Below are 19,894 nucleotides of genomic sequence, written 5' to 3' on the forward strand. Positions count from 1 at the left end.
GTCAGAAATGTTGTTGGGGCAGACTGCCCACCATGCGATCAGATGATCAGAGAGGCGCCCTGCCCGAGCCCGTCCTGCCGGACCTCGCCGCCGCCCGCGCGATCGGCCCCGAGGCCGCCACGGAGGCCCGCTGGGAGGGGCTCGTCCTGTCGTGGGAATGGCTCCAGCACGACATCGGACACGGCCCCGGAAGCTGCAACGACGGCCTGGTGCGCCTGCTGAAGGCCGCCCGCGCGGAGCCCCGGCTGCGCCGGCTCTTTCCCTGGACCAGCCACTACAACCTGCACTTCAGCCTGTCGACCTCGTTCCCGTGGGCAGCCGCGGGCGTGCCGTTCGCCGTGCCGCAGGACGGCGGCGGCTACCAGATCCACGGCCCGGGCGGCTCCGAGGTGCTCGGCACGCCCGCCACCCCGGAGGAGGCCGTCGCCCTGCTGGTCGAACACCTCCCGCCGGACCTCGGGCCGGTGTTCAACCACCCGGCGGACGGGCCGCGCTGAGGCCGCCGGGGTGGCAGCGCCCCGCACCGGGGGTCACGATGAAAGCCCGGCCACCTCCGGCCCCGGCCCGATCGGAGCGCGATGAGCGACCAGCACAACGTCGTCCTGCTGACCTTCCCCGACGCCGCCGCCTGGCGCCCGGCCTTCGACGAGGCGCAGCACCTGCCGGGCCTGCGGATGGTGGCGGCGATGGAGCGCAGCGCCGACGGGCTGCTGGAGGTCGCGGACACCTTCACCCGGGGCGCGGGGGTGGCCACCGTCGGCTCGGGCGTGCTGGGCGGCCTGATCGGGCTGCTCGGCGGGCCGGTCGGCGTGCTGCTGGGCTTCGCGGCCGGCGCGGCGATCGGCAACGCGGCCGAGGAGCACCAGGCGAGCGAGGGCGGCGCCGGGCTGATCCTGCTCTCGCCCCGGGTGCCGGACGGCGGGGCGCTGCTCGCGCTGGAGGTCCGGGAGTCCTCGCCCGCACCGGCGGACGAGCTGGCCGACCGGCACGGGGCCTCGGTCGAGCGGATCGACGCGCGCGAGTTCGCCGAGCAGGTCCGGGCGGCCGAGCAGAAGGCCGACGAGCAGAAGAGCGACGAGCAGAAGAGCGACGAGCGGAAGGCGGACGGCGCGGGGGCCTCCTGAGCGCACCGGCCCCGCCGTCACTCCGCCCGCCGTCGCTCCCTCGCCGTCACACCCCCGCCCTCACTCCGCCCGCAGCGCGTCCACCGTGCGCGCCCGCGCCGCCCGTACGGCCGGGAGCAGGGCGCCGAGCAGGGCGATCAGCACGCCGCCGAGGGCGAGCAGGACCAGCACCGGGGTGCCGAACACGTCCAGCGCGGAGGCCGGGAAGGTCAGCCCGGCGCTGCGTCCCATCGCGGGCACCGTCAGGCCGTGGAGCAGCAGGCCCGCCGGCAGTCCGACGGCGCCGCCGACGGCCCCGACCGGGACCACCGAGGCGAGGACGACGCCCACGGTCTGCGCCGGGGTCATGCCGAGCGCCTTGGTGACGCCCGTGTCCCGGGTGCGCTCGCGGATCTCCAGGACGACGGTGTTGAACACCCCGAGCCCGGCGACCACGAGCAGCAGCGCGGTCAGGGTGGCGGTGAGCGAGTTCAGCGCGGCGATCGAGCCGCTGGAGCCGTGCGGCCCGCCGGTGTCGGCGGTCATGTGCTCCGGGGCGAGCGCGGCGCCGAGGGCGGTGGCGTAGGCGGTCCGGTCGGTGCCGGGCTTCAGTTCGACGACCCAGAAGTCCGGTGTCGGGGCCGCTCCGGACGGGTAGCTCGCGGCGTCGGTGAACAGCTCGTTGGTCTGCACGTGCGGGTCGAAGACCTCGCCGACGATCCGGACGGTGACCGTCCGGCCGTGGCTCGTGAAGGTCACCCGGTCGCCGAGCCCGACGGAGGCCTCGGTCAGGAAGGTGGCCGGGGCGACGGCCTCGCCCGGGCCCCGGTACCAGCGCCCGGTGACCATCCGGTAGCCCGCCCAGGAGGAGTCGCCGTCGAAGGCGGTCACCGTGGTGCTGCCGGCCACCCCGGGGACGGTGACGTCCTCGGTGCCGCTGCCGAAGTACGCGGCGGTGCCGGGCCGGGCGTCCAGCGCCGCGGTGACGACGGCCCGGTCGGCCGGGACCGGCCTGCCCGCCGGAACCGCCCCGGGCGGGCCGTCCGGGCGCGTCGGGTGCACCACGAGGTCCCCGGCGTCCCGTGTCTTCGCCTGCTGCACCCAGCCCATCGTCCCGCCCATGCCCACCGCGAAGACGGCCGCCGCCGTGCCGAACAGCACCGCCGCGAGCATCCCGGCCGCGCGGGCCGGGCGGGCGAACGGCTGGGCCAGGCCGAGGGTCAGTGGGCGGGGCAGCGGCAGCCGGGCGACCAGCGCGGCGGCCCGGGTGGCGAACGCGTCCCGCCGGGTGCCGCCCGCCGTACGGCCGACGGCGAGCGCGTCCACCGTGCGCAGCCGTCCGGCCCGGGCCGCGGCGGCCCAGGCGACCAGGGCGACGGCGGCCAGGGTGCCGCCCGCCACGGCGGCGTCCACCCGGGGGGAGAGGCCCGAGGCGGTGGTGCCGTAGAGCGATCCGGTGGTGGCGAGCACCGGGACGGTCAGTGCGTTGCCCGCGACCACCCCGAGCAGGGTGCCGGCGCCGGCCGGGATCAGTGCCTGGGCGACGTAGGCGCGCACCACCTGGGCGGGGGTGCAGCCGAGCGCCTTGAGCACGCCGATCCGCCGGGTGGCGGTGCCGACGGCGCCGGCCACCACATTGCCCGCGACCAGGACCGACATGGCCATCCCGAGCAGGCCGAAGGCGACCATGAAGGGCAGGAACAGGGCGGTGTTGCGGTCCGAGCCCTGCTTGGCGGTGAGCCAGGACTGCGCACCGGTGAGCGCCCCGACGGGGGCGGCCGCGGCCACGGCGGCCCGGTCGGCGGCCATGGCGTCGGCGCTGCCGGTGTCCGTGAAGCGGTAGAGCATCTCGTAGCCGGGGGCGCTGCCGGGTGCGGTGAGGGCGGCGATGCCGTCCGGGGTCACCCAGGCGTCCGAGGTCCGGCTGACGGAACGGGCGAAGCCGACGATTCTGAGGGTGGGCGCGCCCGGCAGGCCGGGCAGCCGCAGGGTGCCGCCCGGTTGCCGGGGCTTGTCGCCGTACCCGGCCTCGATCACCACCTCGCCCGGCTGCTGCGGCCAACTCCCTTGGAGCAGAGTGACGTCGTCGACCCCGACGGTGGCCGCCGCGCGGCCGGTGACGGTCATCGGCGCCATCGTGATCCCGGGCGGCAGGTCCGTGCCGGAGCCGGGCTCGGGGTCGACGGTGACGGTGCGGTAGGGCCCGGCGGCGGCCGTCACCCCGGGGGCGTGCGCGGTGGCGGCGAGCTGGTCGGCGCTCGCCCGGGCGCCGTCGAAGCGCGCGGTGAGGTGGGCGCCGTGCTGGCCGTCGAAGGCCTGCTCGAAGGGGGCCCGGGAGGCGACCAGCAGCGAGCCGCCGAGGACGGAGCAGGTGGTGGCCACCAGCGCGGCCAGTCCGACGGCGACGGACTGCGTCCGGCGCCTGCGCACACCCGCGCGCACGACCCTGCCGAGCGCGGTCATGACGCCACCGCCGAAGCCGAAGCCGAGTCCGCCTCGACCCGGCCGTCCCGCATCCGGACCGTCCGGGTGGCGCAGTCCTCGGCCAGGGCCAGGTCGTGGGTGACGAGCAGGACGGTCTGCCCGTCCTCGTGCAGGTCGCGGAACAGCTCCTTGACGTCCTCGCCGGCGGCCGAGTCCAGCGCGCCGGTCGGCTCGTCCGCCATCAGCAGGGCCGGCCGGTTCATCAACGCCCTCGCCACCGCGACGCGTTGGCGCTCGCCGCCGGAGAGCCGGCCCGGGCGGGCGCGGGTGTGGCGGTCGATTCCGAGCGCCTCCAGCAGTTCGGCCGCCCGGCGCCGGGCCTCGGCGCGCGGGACGCCGGCCAGTTCGCCGGCCAGCACCACGTTGTCGGCCACGGTGAGGTCGTCCAGCAGGTTGAAGAACTGGAACACCATGCCGATCGTGCCGCGCCGGTAGCGGGCCGAGGCCGCCTCGCCCAGCCGGTCCACCCGCACCCCGGCCACGGTCACCGTCCCGGCGCTGGGCCGGTCCAGCCCGGCGACCAGGTTCAGCAGGGTGGACTTCCCGCTGCCGGACGGGCCGAGCACGGCCACCGACTCCCCCGCCCGCACGCTCAGCGTGACGTCGTCCAGGGCCGCCCGGGCGCCCTCGTAGTGGCGGCTCACGCCGCTCAGTTCGATCACCGGATCGCTGTTCATGTCCCCGCTCCTCATCGCTTCCCGTCTGGTGCCGCGACGAAGGTACGGACGGGCGGCGCGGGTCCGCGTCCGCCGAGCGCCGCAGGTTCCGTACCGCGTCGGGTGGACGGCCGCCGGCGTCATCCCTCCGATGTAGTCGTGGGGAGTACCGGCCACCCCCCGGCCGCGGGGCTGTCCCGCGGGGCCCGTGGCCCCCACAATGTCCCGGTGATCAACCATCCGACGGTGCGCCGGCTGCGCGCGGCGGTCCGCCCGGCCGACGGCCCGGGCACCGCGCCGCCGCCCCGGCCGACCCGGCGCGGCCAGGCCTTCGACGTGGCCCTGGCCCTCTTCCTCGCCTTCACCGGCGGGCGCTACGCGACCATCGCGGGCGGCCCGCACGGGACGACGCTGTCCTGGCTGCTGCTGGTGGTGCCGCTCGTCCCGCTGCCGCTGGTCCTGCGCCGCCGCTACCCGCTGACGGTGCTGTGGACGGTGCTGCCGGCCGCGCTGCTGGTCCGGCACCAGTCGCAGGACATCGCGTACTCGGCGGGCGTGGCGGTGGTCGTCGCCGCGTACAGCGCCGCCGCGTACGGCCGCCGTCCCCGGGCCCTGCTGCTCGGCCTGCCGGCCGCCACCGCCGCCCTGGTGGTGCTCTTCTCCGCGGCCAAACTGCCGCACTTCCCCAACGGGGTGATCGCCGTCCTGCTCCTGGTGCCGGTGTTCGCGGTCGCGTACGAACTGCGGATGTGGCGCCGCCGGGTGGAGGAGGGGCGGGAGCGGCTCTCCGCCCTGGAGCGCGAGCAGCTGGCCGCGCTGCAGCGCGCGGTGGAGCTCGAACGGGCCAGGATCGCCCGGGAGTTGCACGATGTCGTCACCCACAACGTGAGCATGATGACGATCCAGGCCGGGGCGGCCCGCAAGATCCTGGACACCGCGCCGGAGAGGGCCCGCGAGGCGATGCTCGCGGTGGAGTCCGGCGGCCGCGCGGCGATGACCGAACTCCGGCACGTGATGGGCCTGTTGACCATCGACTCGGAGAGCGCCGACAACCCGGCCGCCGGGGCCGGCCTCAGCCCGCAGCCGGGCCTCGGCCGGCTGGAGACGCTGGTCCACGGCGTCCGGCAGGCCGGGCTGCCGGTCGAGCTGACCGTCCGCGGCGAGCGCCGCGCCGTCCCGCCCGGGGTCGAGCTGGCCGCCTACCGGGTCGTCCAGGAGGCGCTCACCAACACCGTCAAGCACGCGGGCGGCGCCCGCGCCGCGGTGACCGTCGAGTACGCCCCCGACCGGCTGCTGGTGGAGGTCACCGACACCGGAGGCCGCCCCACCGGCGCCGCCGCCACCGGCAACGGACGCGGCCTGCTCGGCCTGCGCGAACGCCTCGCCGTCTACGGCGGCACCCTGCACACCGACCCCCGGCCGCGCGGCGGCTACCGCGTCAAGGCCCTGATTCCCCTGGAGAGTTCATGACCGAGCAGCCGCTGCGGGTGGTGGTCGCCGATGACCAGGCCCTGGTCCGCACCGGGTTCCGGCTGATCCTGGAGTCGGAGGGCATCGAGGTGGTGGCCGAGGCCGAGGACGGCGAGCAGGCCGTCGCCGCCGTCCGCCGCTGCCGGCCGGACGTGGTGCTGATGGACATCCGGATGCCCGGCCTGGACGGGCTGGAGGCCGCCCGCCGGATCCTGGCGGACGGCGCGCAGGAGCCGCCGCGGATCATCATGCTGACCACCTTCGACCTCGACCACTACGTCTACGCGGCGATGGCCGCCGGGGCCAGTGGCTTCCTGCTGAAGGACGTCACACCGGAGCACCTGGCGGCCGCCGTCCGGCTGGTCCGCACCGGGGACGCGCTGCTCGCCCCGGCGATCACCCGCCGTCTGGTCGAGCGCTTCGCCCGCCCGGAGAGCCCGGCCGGCCCCGCCGCCGCCCCGCACCGGGAGCTGGGCACGCTCACCCCGCGCGAGCTGGAGGTGACGGGGCTGCTCGCCCGCGGCCTCAGCAACGCCGAACTCGCCGCCCGGCTGGGGCTGTCCGAGGCGACGGTGAAGACGCACGTGGCCCGGATCCTCGGCAAGCTGGGCCTGCGGGACCGGGCCCAGGTGGTGGTCGCGGCGTACGAGACCGGGCTGGTCAGCGTGGGGTCCGTCGCCGATCCGGCCGGGGGCCGGTGACGCGCGACGGGAGCCCGGGGCCTTGCCGCCCCGGGCTCCCGTCGTCAGGCGCCGCGGATCAGCGGAGGTCGAAGCGGTCCGCGTTCATGACCTTGACCCAGGCCGCGACGAAGTCCTCGACGAACTTCTCCTTGGCGTCGTCGGCCGCGTACACCTCGGCGACGGCCCGCAGTTCGGCGTTCGAGCCGAAGACCAGGTCGGCGCGGGTGCCGGTCCAGCGCACCCGGCCCGAACCGTCCCGGCCCTCGAAGGTGTGGGCGTCCTCCGAGGTGGCCTTCCAACTGGTGTCCAGGTCCAGCAGGTTGACGAAGTAGTCGTTCGTCAGCACGCCGGGGGTCCCGGTGAGCACACCGTGCGTGGACCCGCCGTGGTTGGCGCCCAGCACGCGCAGGCCACCGACCAGGACGGTCAGCTCGGGCGCGCTGACGCCCAGCAGGTTGGCCTTGTCGAGCAGCAGGTACTCGGCCGGCAGCCGGTTGCCCTTGCCGACCCAGTTGCGGAAGCCGTCCGCCTTGGGCTCCAGCGCGGCGAAGGACTCGGTGTCGGTCAGCTCCTGCGGCGCGTCCACCCGGCCGGGCGCGAACGGCACCTCGACGGCCAGCCCGGCCGCCCTGGCGGCCTGCTCGATGCCGACGCCGCCGGCCAGCACCACCAGGTCCGCGAGCGAGACCCGCTTGTCGCCGGCCTGCGCGTCGAACTCGTGCTGCACGCCTTCCAGGGCGCGCAGCACCGTGGCCAGCCGGTCGGGCTCGTTGACCTCCCAGCCGATCTGCGGCTGGAGCCGGATGCGGCCGCCGTTGGCGCCGCCGCGCTTGTCGCTGGAGCGGAAGGAGGAGGCCGCCGCCCAGGCGGTGGAGACCAGTTCGGACACCGACAGGCCGGTGGCGTTGATCCGCCGCTTGAGGTCGGCGACGTCGGCCGCGCCGATCGGCCGGTACGTGACCCCCGGCAGCGGGTCCTGCCAGAGCAGGTGCTCGCTCGGGACCTCGGGGCCGAGGTAGCGGACCACCGGGCCCATGTCGCGGTGGGTCAGCTTGTACCAGGCGCGGGCGAAGGCGTCGGCGAACTCCTCCGGGTTCTCCAGGAAGCGCCGGGAGATCGGCTCGTAGACCGGGTCGAAGCGCAGCGACAGGTCCGTGGTGAGCATGATCGGCACGTGCCGCTTGGCCGGGTCGTGGGCGTCCGGGACGGTGCCCTCGCCGCCGCCGTCCTTGGGCTTCCACTGGTGCGCGCCGGCCGGGCTCTTGGTGAGCTCCCACTCGTAGCCGAACAGCGTCTCGAAGAAGCTGTTGTCCCAGGTGATCGGGGTGGGCGTCCAGGTGCCCTCCAGACCGCTGGTGATCGCGTCGCCGCCGACGCCGGTGCCGAAGGTGCTCTTCCAGCCGAGGCCCTGCTGCTCGATCGGGGCGTCCTCGGGGGCCGGGCCGACGCTGTCGGCCGGGCCGGCGCCATGGGTCTTGCCGAAGGTGTGGCCGCCGGCGATCAGCGCGACGGTCTCCTCGTCGTCCATCGCCATCCGGTAGAAGGTCTCGCGGATGTCGCGGGCGGCGGCGATCGGGTCCGGGTTGCCGTTGGGGCCCTCGGGGTTGACGTAGATCAGGCCCATCTGGACGGCGGCGAGCGGGTTCTCCAGCTCGCGGTCGCCGGTGTAGCGCTCGTCGCCGAGCCAGGTGGTCTCCGGGCCCCAGTAGACGTCCTCGTCCGGCTCCCACTCGTCGACCCGGCCGCCGCCGAAGCCGAAGGTGGCGAAGCCCATGCCCTCCAGGGCCACGTTGCCGGACAGGATGATCAGGTCGGCCCAGGACAGGGCGCGCCCGTACTTCTTCTTCACCGGCCACAGCAGGCGGCGGGCCTTGTCGAGGCTGGCGTTGTCGGGCCAGCTGTTCAGCGGGGCGAAGCGCTGCTGGCCGCCGCCGGCGCCGCCGCGGCCGTCGCTGATCCGGTAGGTGCCGGCGCTGTGCCAGGCCATCCGGATGATGAAGGGGCCGTAGTAGCCGAAGTCGGCCGGCCACCAGTCCTTCGAGGTGGAGAGGGCCTCCTGGATGTCCCGCTTGACGGCCGGGAGGTCGAGGGTCTTGAAGGCCTCGGCGTAGTCGAATCCGCCGCCGAGCGGATTGGCCACCGCCGGGTTCTTCGCGAGGATCTTCAGGTTGAGCCGTTCCGGCCACCACTGGCGGTTCCCGCCGCCCTGGGTGGGGTGCGGCGCCCGCCCGTGGTTCACCGGGCAGCCCTCCGCGTTCGCCTCTACGCCGGTTGCATCGTGGTTGTCAGACATGGGAATCCTTCCCTCACAAGGCGGATCACGGTGTCTTCATCTGCTACCTACGGCACCTACTGCTGCTGTCTGGTCCTGGCGCGCCGCGTGTTGCCACTGCTGTCACTGCCCGCCGTTGCGCACGGCAGTGACGGGAGTCACGTGCTGCTGCCACCCAGGCTAGCGCCGGAGCCGATCCTACGATGGACGGAATCCAAGTCAAGAAAGACACCAAAGCCATATCCGATCGGGAACCGGAAGGCACCGGAAGTGAATTGGTAAACTCCGGTCCTCCCCTTGACCTGAATAGGTGAACCGATATGAGTGACCTGCTGGAGCGGCTGCGCGGGCGCGGCTGGCGCCTCACCTCCCAGCGGCGTGTCGTGGCCGAGGTCCTGGACGGCGAGCACGTGCACCTGACCGCCGACGAGGTGCACGCCCGGGCGGCGGAGCGCCTCCCGGAGATCTCCCGGGCGACGGTCTACAACACGCTCGGTGAACTGGTCACCCTGGGCGAGGTCGTCGAGGTGGCCACCGACGGGCGCGCCAAGCGCTACGACCCGAACGCCCACCACCCGCACCAGCACCTGATCTGCAACGGCTGCGGCGCCATCCGCGACGTCCACCCGCGGGGCAATCCGCTCTCCGACCTTCCGGCCGAGCAGCGCTTCGGGTTCGCCGTGGTGCAGGCGGAGGTCACCTACCGGGGGCTCTGCCCGGACTGCGCGGGCTGATCGCCCCGGCGGCCGGCCGGACACGGGACGGTGCCCGGCGGCGCGGCCCCGGGCGCCGGCGGCGGGGGCGCGGCCCGGGCACCGGGGGGTGGAACGCGGCGACTGCACCGGTCGACGACCGGGATCCCGTAGGGTCGGCCAATGGCGAAGTACTTCGACGTGCATCCAGAGTCCCCCCAGTCGCGCACCATCGGCACCGTGGCCGCCGGTCTCCGGTCCGGGAACCTCATCGCGTACCCGACCGACTCCTGTTTCGCCCTGGGCTGTCGCCTGGAGAACCGCGACGGCCTCGAACGGATCCGGTCGATCCGGCGTCTCGACGACCGCCACCACTTCACGCTGATGTGCATGGACTTCGCCCAGCTGGGCCAGTTCGTCCACATCGACAACGACGTCTTCCGCGCCGTCAAGGCCTCGACGCCGGGCAGCTACACCTTCATCCTCCCCGCCACCAAGGAGGTGCCGCGCCGCCTGATGCACCCGAAGAAGAAGACGGTCGGGGTGCGGATCCCCGATCACGCCGTCACCCGGGCCCTGCTCGCCGAACTCGGTGAGCCGCTGGTCTCCAGCACCCTGCTCCTCCCCGGCGAGGACGAGCCGATGACCCAGGGGTGGGAGATCAAGGAGCGGCTCGACCACGTGCTGGACGCCGTGCTGGATTCGGGCGACTGCGGCACGGTGCCGACGACGGTCGTCGACTACTCCAGCGGCGAGCCGGAGATCGTCCGGCGCGGGGCCGGCGACCCCGCCCGCTTCGAGTGAGGGGCCGGGCACCGCAGCGGCCATGACGCCGGGGACCCTTCGGGCCCGGCTCGGGGCCGGGCCCGAAGGGTCCCCGGGAGGGAACGCCTCGGTGGAGACCGGTGCGACGGGTGCGACCGGTGTGCTCAGCGGGTGCCGAGGCGGTCCGGGGCCGGGCGCGGGGCGGCCACCGGGGCCGCGGCGGTGTCCGGTGCCGTCGTGGTCGGGGCCGTCGTGGTCGGGTCGGCCGGGGTGGGGCGCAGGGGCCACCAGAGCGAGCGGCCGAGGAGAGCGGCCAGGGCCGGGACCACGCCGAGCGAGAGGACCAGGGCGGAGAGCAGGATGCCGAGGGTCAGCGAGAAGGCGATCTGCTCGCTGCCCGGGGTGGTCGCCAGGGTGGCGAAGGAACCGGCCAGGACGAGACCGGCCGTGGCGACGGCCGGGGAGGTGTGCCGGACGGCCCGGGCCACGGCGGCGCGGGGCGCACCGGGCCGCCGCATCTCCTCACGGATGCGGTCGGTGACGAGGATGTTGTAGTCGGTGCCCAGGGCGACGACGAACAGGAACAGCACCAGCGGGAGCGTGAAGGCGACGCCCGGCTCGCCCAGGCCGTGCTGGAACAGCAGCGTGGCGGCGCCGAGGGTGGCGGCGAACCCGAGGCCGACGGCGAGCATCAGGACCACCGGGGCCAGCAGGCTGCGCAGGAGCAGCAGCAGGATCAGGGCGATCAGGGCGGCCGCGACGGGGAAGACCACGGTCAGGTCGTGGTCGACGGCGGTGGAGATGTCGGCGAAGACCGCCGCCGTACCGCCGACGTGGGCGCTGGTCCCGGGCGGGGTGTGCGCGGCGACCGCGGCACGGACCGGGCCGGAGGCCAGGTCGCGGGCCCGCTGGCTCTGCGGGTCGGCGTTCAGGTAGACCTCGATCCGGGCGGCGCGGTGGTCCTCGTTGAGGACGGTCCGGCCCACCTGGCCGACGCCCTCGACCCCGGTCAGGGCCCGGGAGAGGCCGTCGAACCGGCCGGTGTCGAGGGTGCGGCCGTCCTGGGCGACGAGGTAGACGGTCGTCGGGTCGGAGACGCCGGCCGGCAGGGCGCGGGAGATCTCCGCGGCGGTGGCCGCGGCCGCCGTCGTGGAGCCGTCCGCCAGGCTGTAGTCCATCCGGAGCCCGACCGTGCCGGCGGCCAGCGCGCCGAGCAGGGCGACGGAGGCCGCCAGCAGCGCCAGCGGCCGGCGGGCGACGAGGCCGCCAAAACGGGCGGCGACGCCCTCCCGCGGAACCTGCCGCAGACCGCGCGAGGGCCAGAACATCCCGCGGCCGCAGGCGGCGAGCAGGGCGGGCATCAGGGTGAGGCTGCCCAGCAGCATGACCAGCACGGCGACGGCGATGGCCGGGCCGAGCGAACGGAACTGGCCGAAGGTCGCGACGCCCAGGGTGGCGAAGGCGGCGACGATGGTCAGCGCCGCGGAGGTGATCGCGGTGCCCACCCGGCCCGCCACCTCGGCGGCCGCCTCCCGGGCGGGCTGGTCGGGCCGCGCCCGCAGTTGCTCGCGGAACCGGAAGAGCAGGAACAGCAGGTAGTCGACGCCGATGCCGAGCAGGACCACGGAGATCAGGCCCGGGGTGGAGGCGTCCAGCTTCAGACCGGCGAGCGCCGCCGCGCCCGCCACGGCTCCGCCGGCCGCGCCGCCGATCACGGCAACCGCGAGCAGCGGCAGCACGGCCGCGAGCACGCTGCGGAACACCAGCACGTTGAGCAGGACGATCAGCACCGTCACGAGGGCGCTGCCGATCATCGCGGCGGTCCGGTTGGCGTCGGCGCTGTCGGCGGCCTGGGCCAGGCCGCCGGTGAACCCGGTGCGCATCCCGAGGTCGGCGAAGCGCGCGCGGGCGTCGTCCCGGAAGGCCTTGTAGACGCCCTGCACCCCCTCCTCCGTCGCATTGCCGGTCAGCTCGACCGAGAGCAGTTCGAAGGTCCGGTCGGGCGCCACCATGGCGGGCGCGATCCGGGGCGTCTGGGAGTGGTCGGGCACGAGGAACTTCGGCTCGTCCTCCTTCCTCGGCATGACGACCCGGCGCTCGGCGAGCTTCGCCGCCCCGGCCTCGACCTTCTGCTGGTCGGCGGCGGTGAGCGCCCCGCCGTCGGTCCGGGCGACCAGCACCGTGACCGTGGTGGCGTCCGGCTTCACGCCGAAGTTGTCCTCGGCGATGCGCAGCGCGGCGGCCGAGTCGTAGCTGCGCGGCAGGAAGTCCCCGCTCTGGGACCCGGTCACCCGGGACATCAGCATCGGTGCCAGGACGCTCAGCCCCATGCCCAGTACCGCCCAGACGGCGATGACCTTCCACGCGTGTCTGGTGGAGAATCCGGTCAGTGCGCGGATCACGATTCCTCCGGCTGATGGACGCGAACGTCGGTGTCGGCGCCGGGGGTTCCCGGCCTGTCTCCAGACCATCAGGGCGAGGGGGTCCCGGGCGTCCGGGCAGCGGACGATCCGCGCCGGGGCCCGCGGTCCTCCACCCGGTACGGAACCAGGACCGTGGTCCTGGTCCGCCCTCCCGGCGTCGGCCGCGGGGACCACGTCCGGGCTGGAGGGCCGATGCCAGAATGGCTGCGTCAGTGATCAGCCGGGAGGACCAGATGAACGGGCGTCAGCGCGCCGGGGCGGCCGCGGGTACCGACGGCCCGCCGGGGGAACGGACGGCGAACGGCGTCGGCGGCCGGCCGGGGCGGTGGACCGGCGGGCGGCCCGCGCGATGGGCCGGCGGACTGCCGGGACGGTGGACGGACGGGCTGCCGTGGACCCAGGGCGACGCCCTGGTGGCCGTCGGCGCCGGCACGATCGACCTGATCGGGTACCTGCTCCTCGGTCGGATCGCCGACGGCCAGGGCATCGCCGTGCCGGTCTTCGCCCTGGTCGCCCTCTCGGGCCTGCCGCTGCTGGCCCGGCGCAGCCGCCCGGTGCCGGCGCTCGCCGCCGTCCTGGTGCTCCAGACGGCCGTCGAGCTCTCCACCGCCCCGGCCGGCACCCGCTTCGGCGCCGTCCTGAGCGTCGCCCTGTACTCGGTCGGCCGCAACTGCACCGTCCAGGTCACGGTGGCCGCCGGCGCGGCGACGGCGGTGGTCACGCCGCTGAGCCAGGGTCACTTCCACTCCCTGACCTGGGAGGGGGTCGTCGCCGCGCCCTTCTCCGCCGCCCTGGTGGGCGGCGCCGGTCTGGCGGTCTCGCGCTGGCAGCGGGAGGTGGCCGCCAACCGCCAACTGCTGGCAGACCGCGCGGTCGCCGAGGAGCGCCGCCGCATCGCCCGGGAGCTGCACGACATCGTGGCCCACCACATCACCACCATGCAGCTGATGGCCGGCGGCGCCCGGGCCAACCTCGGCAGGCCGGAGGTGGTCCGGGACGCCCTGGTCACCCTGGAGTCCTCGGGACGGCTGGCCCTGCGCGAGATGCGCCAGCTGCTGAACGTCCTGCGGACCGGCGACGAACCGGACACCGCCCCGCCGCTGCCCCAGCCCGGGGCGGACGAACTCGACCGGCTGGTGGACGAGTCCTGCCTGGCCGGGCTGTCGACCGAGTTCACCGTCGACGGGCCCCGGCGCCCGCTGCCGCCCACCGTCGGCCTGACCGTGTTCCGGATCGTCCAGGAGGGCCTCACCAACGCCCGCAAGTACGCCGGCCCCGCCCGGGCCTCCGTCCGCCTGGCGTACCACCCGGACCGGGTCACCGTCGAGGTGCGGGACGACGGCGGCGGCGCGCCCCCGCCGGAGTGCGCCCCGGGTGCGGGCCGGAGGGGGTACGGCCTGATCGGCATGCGCGAGCGCGTCGCCCTGCACGGCGGCACCCTGGAGACCGGCCCGCAGTCGGGCGGCGGCTTCGCCGTGGTGGCCGAGCTGCCGCTGAGCTCCGCCGAATCGTCCGAGGCGGCCGTCCAGCACGGCGGGGCGGGCCGATGACCGACCCGACCAGCCGCGCCGACGGCGCCGGGCCCGCCCCGGCGATCAAGGTGCTCATCGTCGACGACCAGCCGCTGGTCCGCCGCGGCCTGTCCCTGATCCTCTTCCCCGACCCGTCCTTCGAGGTGGTCGGCGAGGCCGAGGACGGGGAGCGGGCCGTCGCCGCCGCCCTCCGGCTGCGCCCCGACGTCGTGGTGATGGACATCCGGATGCCCGTCCTGGACGGCGTCGGCGCGACCGGGGAGCTGGCCCGCGTCCTGCCCGACTGCCGGGTGCTCGCCCTCAGCACCTTCGACATGGACGAGTACGTGGTGGCCGCGCTGCGCGCCGGTGCCCACGGGTTCCTGCCCAAGGACGTCTCCCCGGAGGAGCTGGCCACGGCGATCCGGACCGTGCACGCCGGGGAGGCGGTGGTCGCTCCGAGGCTGCTCACCCGGCTGATCTCCGCCTACGTACGGACGCCGGGCGCCACCGCCGCGCCGCCGGCCGCCGCCACCGGCACGGACGACCTCACGCCCCGGGAGGTCGAGGTGTGGCGGCTGATCGCCACCGGCCTCGACAACACCGCGATCTCGCTGGCCCTGGACATCAGCGTGTCGACGGTGAAGAACTACATCACCAGCATCTTCGGCAAGCTCGACGTCCGGGACCGCGCCCAGGCGGTCATCGCGGCCTACGAGTCCGGCCTGGTCACCGCCCGCACCGGGAACGGCGACCAGGCCGGAGGGCGCGCCTAGCCGAACGGCCGCGCCGGCCGCGGCCGGCCGCCCGGAGGGCTCACCGGGCCGGCGCCTCCGGGGGGCACCGGCCGTACCGGCCGACGAGGCGCGTCCCTTCTAAGTCCACTGGACCGGCAGCGACTTGAGGCCGTTCTGGAAGTTGGAGACCAGGTGCCGCGGCGGCCGGCCCGGCACCAGCGCGAGCCCGGGCAGGCGCTCGATCAGCCGGCGCAGCATCGATCGCAGCTGGAGCCGGGCGAGTTGGGCACCGAGGCAGAAGTGCGGGCCGTGGCCGAAGCTCACGTGGTCGTTCGGGCTGCGGGTGATGTCGAAGCGGTCCGGGTCAGGGAACACCGCCGCGTCCCGGTTGGCGGAGGCGTGGTAGACCACCACCTTGTCGCCCCGCCGGATCGTCCGGCCGCCCAGCTCCATGTCCCGCGTCGCCGTGCGGCGGAAGTCCGTCACCGGCGCCCAGTGGCGCAGCATCTCCTCGACGGCGGATGGAACCAAGTCACGGTTCGCGCACAGTAGTTGGTACTGCTCAGGGTGGCCGAGCAGGGTGTACAGGCCGCCGGGCAGGCCGTTGCGGACGGTCTCGTTCCCGGCGACGGCGAAGAGGAAGAACATCGTCTCGAACTCCTCGGCCGTCAGCCCCGCTTCGAGCGTCCGGGAGAGCAGGCCGCCGCCCGGGGCGGGCCGCCGGGCCAGGCCGTGGGCGTAGGCGAACATGTCCGCCAGCGCGGCGCGGGAGCGGGGGTTGACCGGGCGGCCGTCCGGGGCGGTCCGGGTGGTGGGGCGGTGGGCGAGCGCGGCACGGCCGAGCTCGGTGAGTGCGGCCGGCTCCACGGTGCTGGAGTGGGCGTAGTCGGCGTCCTGGTAGCCGATCACCCGGTTCGCCCAGTCCAGCAGCAACCGCCGGTCCTGCTCCGGCACGCCCATCACCCGGGCCAGTGTCCACACCGGCAGGTCGGCGGCGAGCCGGACGAAGTCCGCGCGACCGGCCGGCCGCACCTCCTCGATCAGCTCCCGCACCCGGCCGTCGACCGCCTCGGCCAGCTCCGCGAGGGCGCGCGGGGTGAACGCCGCGGCGACGATCCGGCGCAGCCGGGAGTGGTCGGGCGGGTCCTGGTTGAGCATCATCGCCCGGGCGAACTCCAGGTCCGCCGGGGTGTCGGGGTCGCGGATCTGGGTGGCGCCCAGGTGCGAGGAGAACAGCTCGGGGCTGCGCAGCACGTGCTTCACGTCCGCGTGCCGCAGCACCGCCCAGTACCCGGGGCCTCCGGGCCACCCGCCGATCGGGGGCTCCTCGACCCAACAGACGGGAACGGACTCGCGGAGTTTCCGCAAGAGTTCGTGAGGAACGCCGTGGGCGTAGGTGTCCGGGCGGAAGATCTGGTTGACGTACGCCTGATCGAGGGCCACGGGAATGGACGGTACGTCAGGGCCGCCACGAAGTCATGGGTGATGACAAGGTGTTCGAGTCCGGTGTGGCGGCCGGCGCCGCGAGGCACGCCGCCCGTCCCGCCATGGCCCGTCCGGCGGCCCGGTATTTCATGGCACGGTCCGTATGCGCCCCGCTAGACTCCGCCCGCTCGATCGCATGTGCGGTTTCCGTGAGCGAATCCTGTCCAAGGTGGGGAAAACAGATGAACGTGCTGCCGATCGGCAGACGAGTACCACGAAGAGGAGGGGGCGGCGGCCGCGCAGCCGCCTCCGGGGCTCTGTTGCTGGCCGTCCTGGCCTCGCTGGTGGGCCAGGCCGGACCGGCCCGGGCCGCGGCGGCGCCGACAGCACCGACGGCAGCAGCCGCGCCACAGGCCGGCACCCCGGCGGGCCCGGGTGCCGAGCCGGACCCGACCTCGAATCCGGCCGCGGCCCCGACCCCGGCGCCCGACCCGACCGCGGGCGCCACGGCCGCCGCGCCGGACCGGAAGGCCGATCAGAAGGCCGACCGGGAGGCCCTCGCCCGCGAACTGCAGCAGGCCGACCCGAGCGGCCCGTGCCCGGCCGCGCTGCAGCCCGGCGTCGTGACGGACTGCTCCGTCGACGCCAACGCGACCGCCGCCTTCACGCTCGACCTGCCGCAGCAGAAGGATCTGCTGCTCGTCCAGATCGTCCCCGCCCAGGGATCGATCACCCCGACCGTGGTCGCCCCCGACGGCACCACCGTGGCCTGTGACGACCCGGTCGGCCCCAGCTGGGGCAGCAACCGGACCCTGCGGTGCGCCACCACCCGGGCGGGCACCTACACGCTGAAGGTCGGCGCCGGCAGCTCGCCGACCGGCCTCGCGCTCTCGTACCTGCCGCTGCTGTCCACCACGGCCTGCGGGACGGTCGGCAGCACCGACCTGGCCCTGGGCGCCCCGACCGTCTTCCACGGTTCCCTGGCCCTCGGCGCGGCCGCCGACTGCTACCAGCCGAGCGGCCTCACCGTCGGCGACGTGCTCCGCACCGAGGCCACCCAGCCGGGCGTCACCACCATCGTCTACGACGCCACGGGCGCCGAGGTCTGCGGCAAGTCGGTCTACCCCGACTGCCGGCTCACCGGCACCGCGCCGTTCCGGATCACCGCCCAGCGCTACAACGGCGCAGCCCAGACCTACGACCTCTCCGCGGCACGGCTCTCCCACCCGGACGGCTGTGCGCTGGTCGAGCCCCAGGCCTTCGGCGTCTCCCCGGACCTGACCTCGACCGCGCGGTGCCGGACACTGCGCGTCGCGGAGGCCGCGCGGTACGTCTTCGGCCCGGTCAAGGACGACGGCTCCGGCGTCGCCGGACGGCTGTTCGCGGCCGACGGCACCGCGCAGGGCGGGCCCTGCGCGCCGTCCTCCTGCGACCTGACGCCGGGTGACTACACCTGGACCGTCGACGCGTACACCGCCCCGGCGGGCGCGTTCGGCATGGCCTTCCACTCGGCCAAGGAGGCCCGGGGCTGCGTCGTGGCCAACGACACCGGTCTAACGGCCGGTCCGGCCACCGGCGCCTTCGGCGGGCCCGGCCAGCAGCTCTGCCTGACCCTGCCGACCGCCTCCGGCAAGGGCGTCTACCTGCTCAACCGGCCGCCCGCCGACGGCGCGGCGGTCGGTGGCCAGGTCGCCGACGCCTCGGGCGCCAAGCAGTGCGACGTCGGCGACGCGACCACCGTCTGCCGGCTGACCGGCACCGCCCCGTTCCGCGTGCTGCTGACCGGCACCCCGTCCAAGGCCTACGGACTGGTGGTCCACCGGACCGAGGAGACCGCCGGCTGCACCGCCTGGCCGCAGACCGGGTTCGACGGCAGCTGGGGCGTCGAGGTCCCGATGCCGCAGGGCTCGAGCGAGGCCGCCTGCCTGAGTCTGCCGGCGGACGGGCACTCCACGTCCGAGGTGATCGACTACGGCAACCTCAAGAACCAGCTGAACGCCGAGCTGAAGGTCGTGGACAGCGCGGGCGGCGAGGCCTGCTCGTCCATCGCGTACGGCAACTCGGCCAAGTCCTGCACCCTGACCGCCGGCGTCGCGTACACCGCGCTGCTGGTCCCCATCCGAACCTGGGAAGCCGACAGCTACAAGCTCACCCGGCGGGACATCTCGCCGCAGGCGCAGTGCCTCACCCCGTCCTCCACGGCGCTCGGCGGCCCGTCGCTCCGGTTCGACCTGACTTCGGCCCTCGACGCCCGGTGCGTCCGGGTCGACGGCGCGGCCACGGACCGGGTGTGGCTCGGCTCGCGGCCCGGCAGGAACGCGTACGGTCCGGGCGTGCTCGCCGCCGTGTTCGACGCCGGCCGGAAGAACGTCTGCACCCAGTGGGGCACCAGTTGCCTGGTCACCGGCTCGACCTCGTACACCATGGTCCTGTTCGCGGCCGGGTACCAGGACAAGCCCATTCGCACCAGCGTGGACACCTGGAGGGTCGGCACCGCCGACGGCTGGGCCCCGGAGTGCACCGCCCACCCGGTCTCGATCGACGGCTTCCCGCAGCGCAGCGGGGTGTTCACCGAGGACGCGACCGGCTACTGCGCGGTGGTCGACATGAAGCCCTCGCAGTCCTTCAACATCGTCGGCACCAGCAGCGCCCCCTACAGCCAGCAGCCCACTCTCAACCTGCTGAGCGGCGCCCACTGGGACCGCGGCTACCTCGGCCACCAGTGCATGGGCGGCAGCGGGTTCGGTGCCCGGTGCCAGACCACGAGCAGCGGCGACGCCGGCCAGGCCGTCCTGGTCGTCGGCCCCGGCACGTCGGACCTGCCGGTCGAGTACAGCATGCAGGGCACCTGCGACTCCTCCTGCCCGCGACCGCTGCCGCAGCGGACCCTGACCTCCGTCAGCCCCTCCACCGGCGCCGCCGGGACGAGGGTCCAGGCCGTGATCCGGGGCACCGGGCTGCACCTGGGCAGCAAGGCGAAGCTGGTGGGCAGCGGCGTCTCCGGCACGCAGTTCCTGGAGACGCTCTCGGTGAACGCCGACGGCACCGCGCTCGACGTGCTGCTCGACACCAGGAGCGTGGCGCCGGGCAGTTACGGCATCGAGCTCGACGGCGTCTACGGGGTCTCGCTCCCCAATGCCTTCACCGTCACCGCCGCCACCACCCCGTCCAAGAGCCGGTTCGTCCCGATCGACGCGGCCCGTTTCCTGGACACCCGGGACGGCACCGGCACCCCCGCCCAGCGGGTCGGCCCCGGCGGCGTGGTCAACCTCCAGGTCGCCGGCGTCAACGGCATCCCGGCCACCGGCGTCACCGCCGTCGTCATGAACGTCATCGCCGTCGACCCGACCGGCTCCGGCCACGTCACCGTCTACCCCGACGGCCGGCCGCTGCCGTACGTCTCCAACCTCAACTACGAGGCGGGGAAGATCATCCCGAACCTGGTGACGGTGCCGGTCGTCAACGGCAAGGTCAACCTGCGCAACAGCGCGGGCGAGGTCGACCTGGTCGCCGACGTCGCCGGCTACTACACCGACGCGGCAACCGGCTCGGCCTTCTCGCTGATCACCCCGGCCCGCTTCCTGGACACCCGGGACGGCACCGGCACCCCCGCCCAGCGGGTCGGCCCCGGCGGCGTGGTCAACCTCCAGGTCGCCGGCGTCAACGGCATCCC

General features: G+C 74.7%; 13 protein-coding genes and 1 pseudogene. 9 read left to right on the top strand and 5 right to left on the bottom strand.

The features are described from left to right. The first annotated feature begins 32 nt into the window (after window positions 1-32). Together ACFVVA_RS12390 and ACFVVA_RS12395 are read left to right on the top strand one after the other, a co-directional pair. Window positions 33-497, top strand: coding sequence for a DUF6193 family natural product biosynthesis protein (locus tag ACFVVA_RS12390; RefSeq protein ID WP_387688499.1), 465 nt, complete (start codon window positions 33-35; stop codon window positions 495-497). Between the two features lie 81 nt (window positions 498-578). After that, the gene (locus ACFVVA_RS12395; protein WP_387688501.1) at window positions 579-1,124 is read left to right on the top strand and encodes a hypothetical protein; all 546 of its coding nucleotides are present in this window, start codon (window positions 579-581) and stop codon (window positions 1,122-1,124) included. A gap of 60 nt (window positions 1,125-1,184) precedes the next feature. Here the strand turns inward: ACFVVA_RS12395 and ACFVVA_RS12400 are convergent, their stop codons facing one another. After that, a complete protein-coding gene (locus ACFVVA_RS12400) occupies window positions 1,185-3,566 on the bottom strand; it encodes an FtsX-like permease family protein (RefSeq protein WP_387688503.1) in 2,382 nt (793 codons plus the stop codon). Then, window positions 3,563-4,264: an ABC transporter ATP-binding protein gene (locus tag ACFVVA_RS12405; RefSeq protein ID WP_387688505.1), complete on the bottom strand. Its 702-nt coding sequence runs from the start codon at window positions 4,262-4,264 to the stop codon at window positions 3,563-3,565. The genes ACFVVA_RS12400 and ACFVVA_RS12405 overlap by 4 nt, the downstream gene beginning before the upstream one ends. Before the next feature lie 210 nt (window positions 4,265-4,474). On the opposite strand from ACFVVA_RS12405, the gene ACFVVA_RS12410 reads away from it, so the two are divergent. Together ACFVVA_RS12410 and ACFVVA_RS12415 are read left to right on the top strand one after the other, a co-directional pair. Next, on the top strand, window positions 4,475-5,713 hold the full coding sequence (locus ACFVVA_RS12410; protein ID WP_387688760.1) for a sensor histidine kinase: 1,239 nt from the start codon (window positions 4,475-4,477) through the stop codon (window positions 5,711-5,713). Beyond that, on the top strand, window positions 5,710-6,414 hold the full coding sequence (locus tag ACFVVA_RS12415) for a response regulator (protein ID WP_387688507.1): 705 nt from the start codon (window positions 5,710-5,712) through the stop codon (window positions 6,412-6,414). Before ACFVVA_RS12410 ends, ACFVVA_RS12415 begins: the two co-directional genes overlap by 4 nt. 58 nt (window positions 6,415-6,472) lie before the next feature. On the opposite strand, the gene katG is transcribed toward ACFVVA_RS12415, so the two are convergent. After that, entirely contained in the window at window positions 6,473-8,689 is a 2,217-nt protein-coding gene (gene katG / locus ACFVVA_RS12420) for a catalase/peroxidase HPI (RefSeq protein WP_387688509.1), read from the bottom strand. A 299-nt stretch (window positions 8,690-8,988) separates the two neighbouring features. Here katG and ACFVVA_RS12425 point away from each other — a divergent pair, with 299 nt between their 5' ends. Together ACFVVA_RS12425 and ACFVVA_RS12430 are read left to right on the top strand one after the other, a co-directional pair. After that, entirely contained in the window at window positions 8,989-9,402 is a 414-nt protein-coding gene (locus ACFVVA_RS12425) for a Fur family transcriptional regulator (protein ID WP_387688511.1), read from the top strand. A gap of 141 nt (window positions 9,403-9,543) precedes the next feature. Continuing rightward, window positions 9,544-10,164 (top strand): L-threonylcarbamoyladenylate synthase, encoded by a 621-nt coding sequence (locus ACFVVA_RS12430; protein WP_387688513.1) that lies wholly within the window; start codon window positions 9,544-9,546, stop codon window positions 10,162-10,164. Window positions 10,165-10,289: 125 nt separating this feature from the next. On the opposite strand, the gene ACFVVA_RS12435 is transcribed toward ACFVVA_RS12430, so the two are convergent. Continuing rightward, entirely contained in the window at window positions 10,290-12,527 is a 2,238-nt protein-coding gene (locus tag ACFVVA_RS12435; RefSeq protein ID WP_387688515.1) for an MMPL family transporter, read from the bottom strand. Between the two features lie 254 nt (window positions 12,528-12,781). On the opposite strand from ACFVVA_RS12435, the gene ACFVVA_RS12440 reads away from it, so the two are divergent. Together ACFVVA_RS12440 and ACFVVA_RS12445 are read left to right on the top strand one after the other, a co-directional pair. Beyond that, entirely contained in the window at window positions 12,782-14,098 is a 1,317-nt protein-coding gene (locus ACFVVA_RS12440) for a sensor histidine kinase (protein ID WP_387688517.1), read from the top strand. Continuing rightward, window positions 14,095-14,835: a response regulator gene (locus ACFVVA_RS12445; protein ID WP_387688519.1), complete on the top strand. Its 741-nt coding sequence runs from the start codon at window positions 14,095-14,097 to the stop codon at window positions 14,833-14,835. Before ACFVVA_RS12440 ends, ACFVVA_RS12445 begins: the two co-directional genes overlap by 4 nt. 99 nt (window positions 14,836-14,934) lie before the next feature. On the opposite strand, the gene ACFVVA_RS12450 is transcribed toward ACFVVA_RS12445, so the two are convergent. Then, a complete protein-coding gene (locus tag ACFVVA_RS12450) occupies window positions 14,935-16,239 on the bottom strand; it encodes a cytochrome P450 (RefSeq protein ID WP_387688522.1) in 1,305 nt (434 codons plus the stop codon). A 224-nt stretch (window positions 16,240-16,463) separates the two neighbouring features. On the opposite strand from ACFVVA_RS12450, the pseudogene ACFVVA_RS12455 reads away from it, so the two are divergent. Beyond that, window positions 16,464-19,894, top strand: a pseudogene (locus tag ACFVVA_RS12455) (hypothetical protein); the annotation flags it as partial.

This window comes from Kitasatospora sp. NPDC058048, assembly GCF_042885555.1.
Lineage (GTDB): Bacteria > Actinomycetota > Actinomycetes > Streptomycetales > Streptomycetaceae > Kitasatospora > Kitasatospora lactacystinica.

Bases quoted from the DNA above. Each gene is read 5' to 3' on its own strand.
- ACFVVA_RS12415 (WP_387688507.1), top strand. From the start codon at position 5,710: ATGACCGAGCAGCCGCTGCGGGTGGTGGTCGCCGATGACCAGGCCCTG.
- ACFVVA_RS12395 (WP_387688501.1), top strand. From the start codon at position 579: ATGAGCGACCAGCACAACGTCGTCCTGCTGACCTTCCCCGACGCCGCC.
- ACFVVA_RS12400 (WP_387688503.1), bottom strand. From the start codon at position 3,566: ATGACCGCGCTCGGCAGGGTCGTGCGCGCGGGTGTGCGCAGGCGCCGG.
- katG (WP_387688509.1), bottom strand. From the start codon at position 8,689: ATGTCTGACAACCACGATGCAACCGGCGTAGAGGCGAACGCGGAGGGC.
- ACFVVA_RS12425 (WP_387688511.1), top strand. From the start codon at position 8,989: ATGAGTGACCTGCTGGAGCGGCTGCGCGGGCGCGGCTGGCGCCTCACC.
- ACFVVA_RS12405 (WP_387688505.1), bottom strand. From the start codon at position 4,264: ATGAACAGCGATCCGGTGATCGAACTGAGCGGCGTGAGCCGCCACTAC.
- ACFVVA_RS12440 (WP_387688517.1), top strand. From the start codon at position 12,782: ATGAACGGGCGTCAGCGCGCCGGGGCGGCCGCGGGTACCGACGGCCCG.
- ACFVVA_RS12390 (WP_387688499.1), top strand. From the start codon at position 33: ATGCGATCAGATGATCAGAGAGGCGCCCTGCCCGAGCCCGTCCTGCCG.
- ACFVVA_RS12445 (WP_387688519.1), top strand. From the start codon at position 14,095: ATGACCGACCCGACCAGCCGCGCCGACGGCGCCGGGCCCGCCCCGGCG.
- ACFVVA_RS12430 (WP_387688513.1), top strand. From the start codon at position 9,544: ATGGCGAAGTACTTCGACGTGCATCCAGAGTCCCCCCAGTCGCGCACC.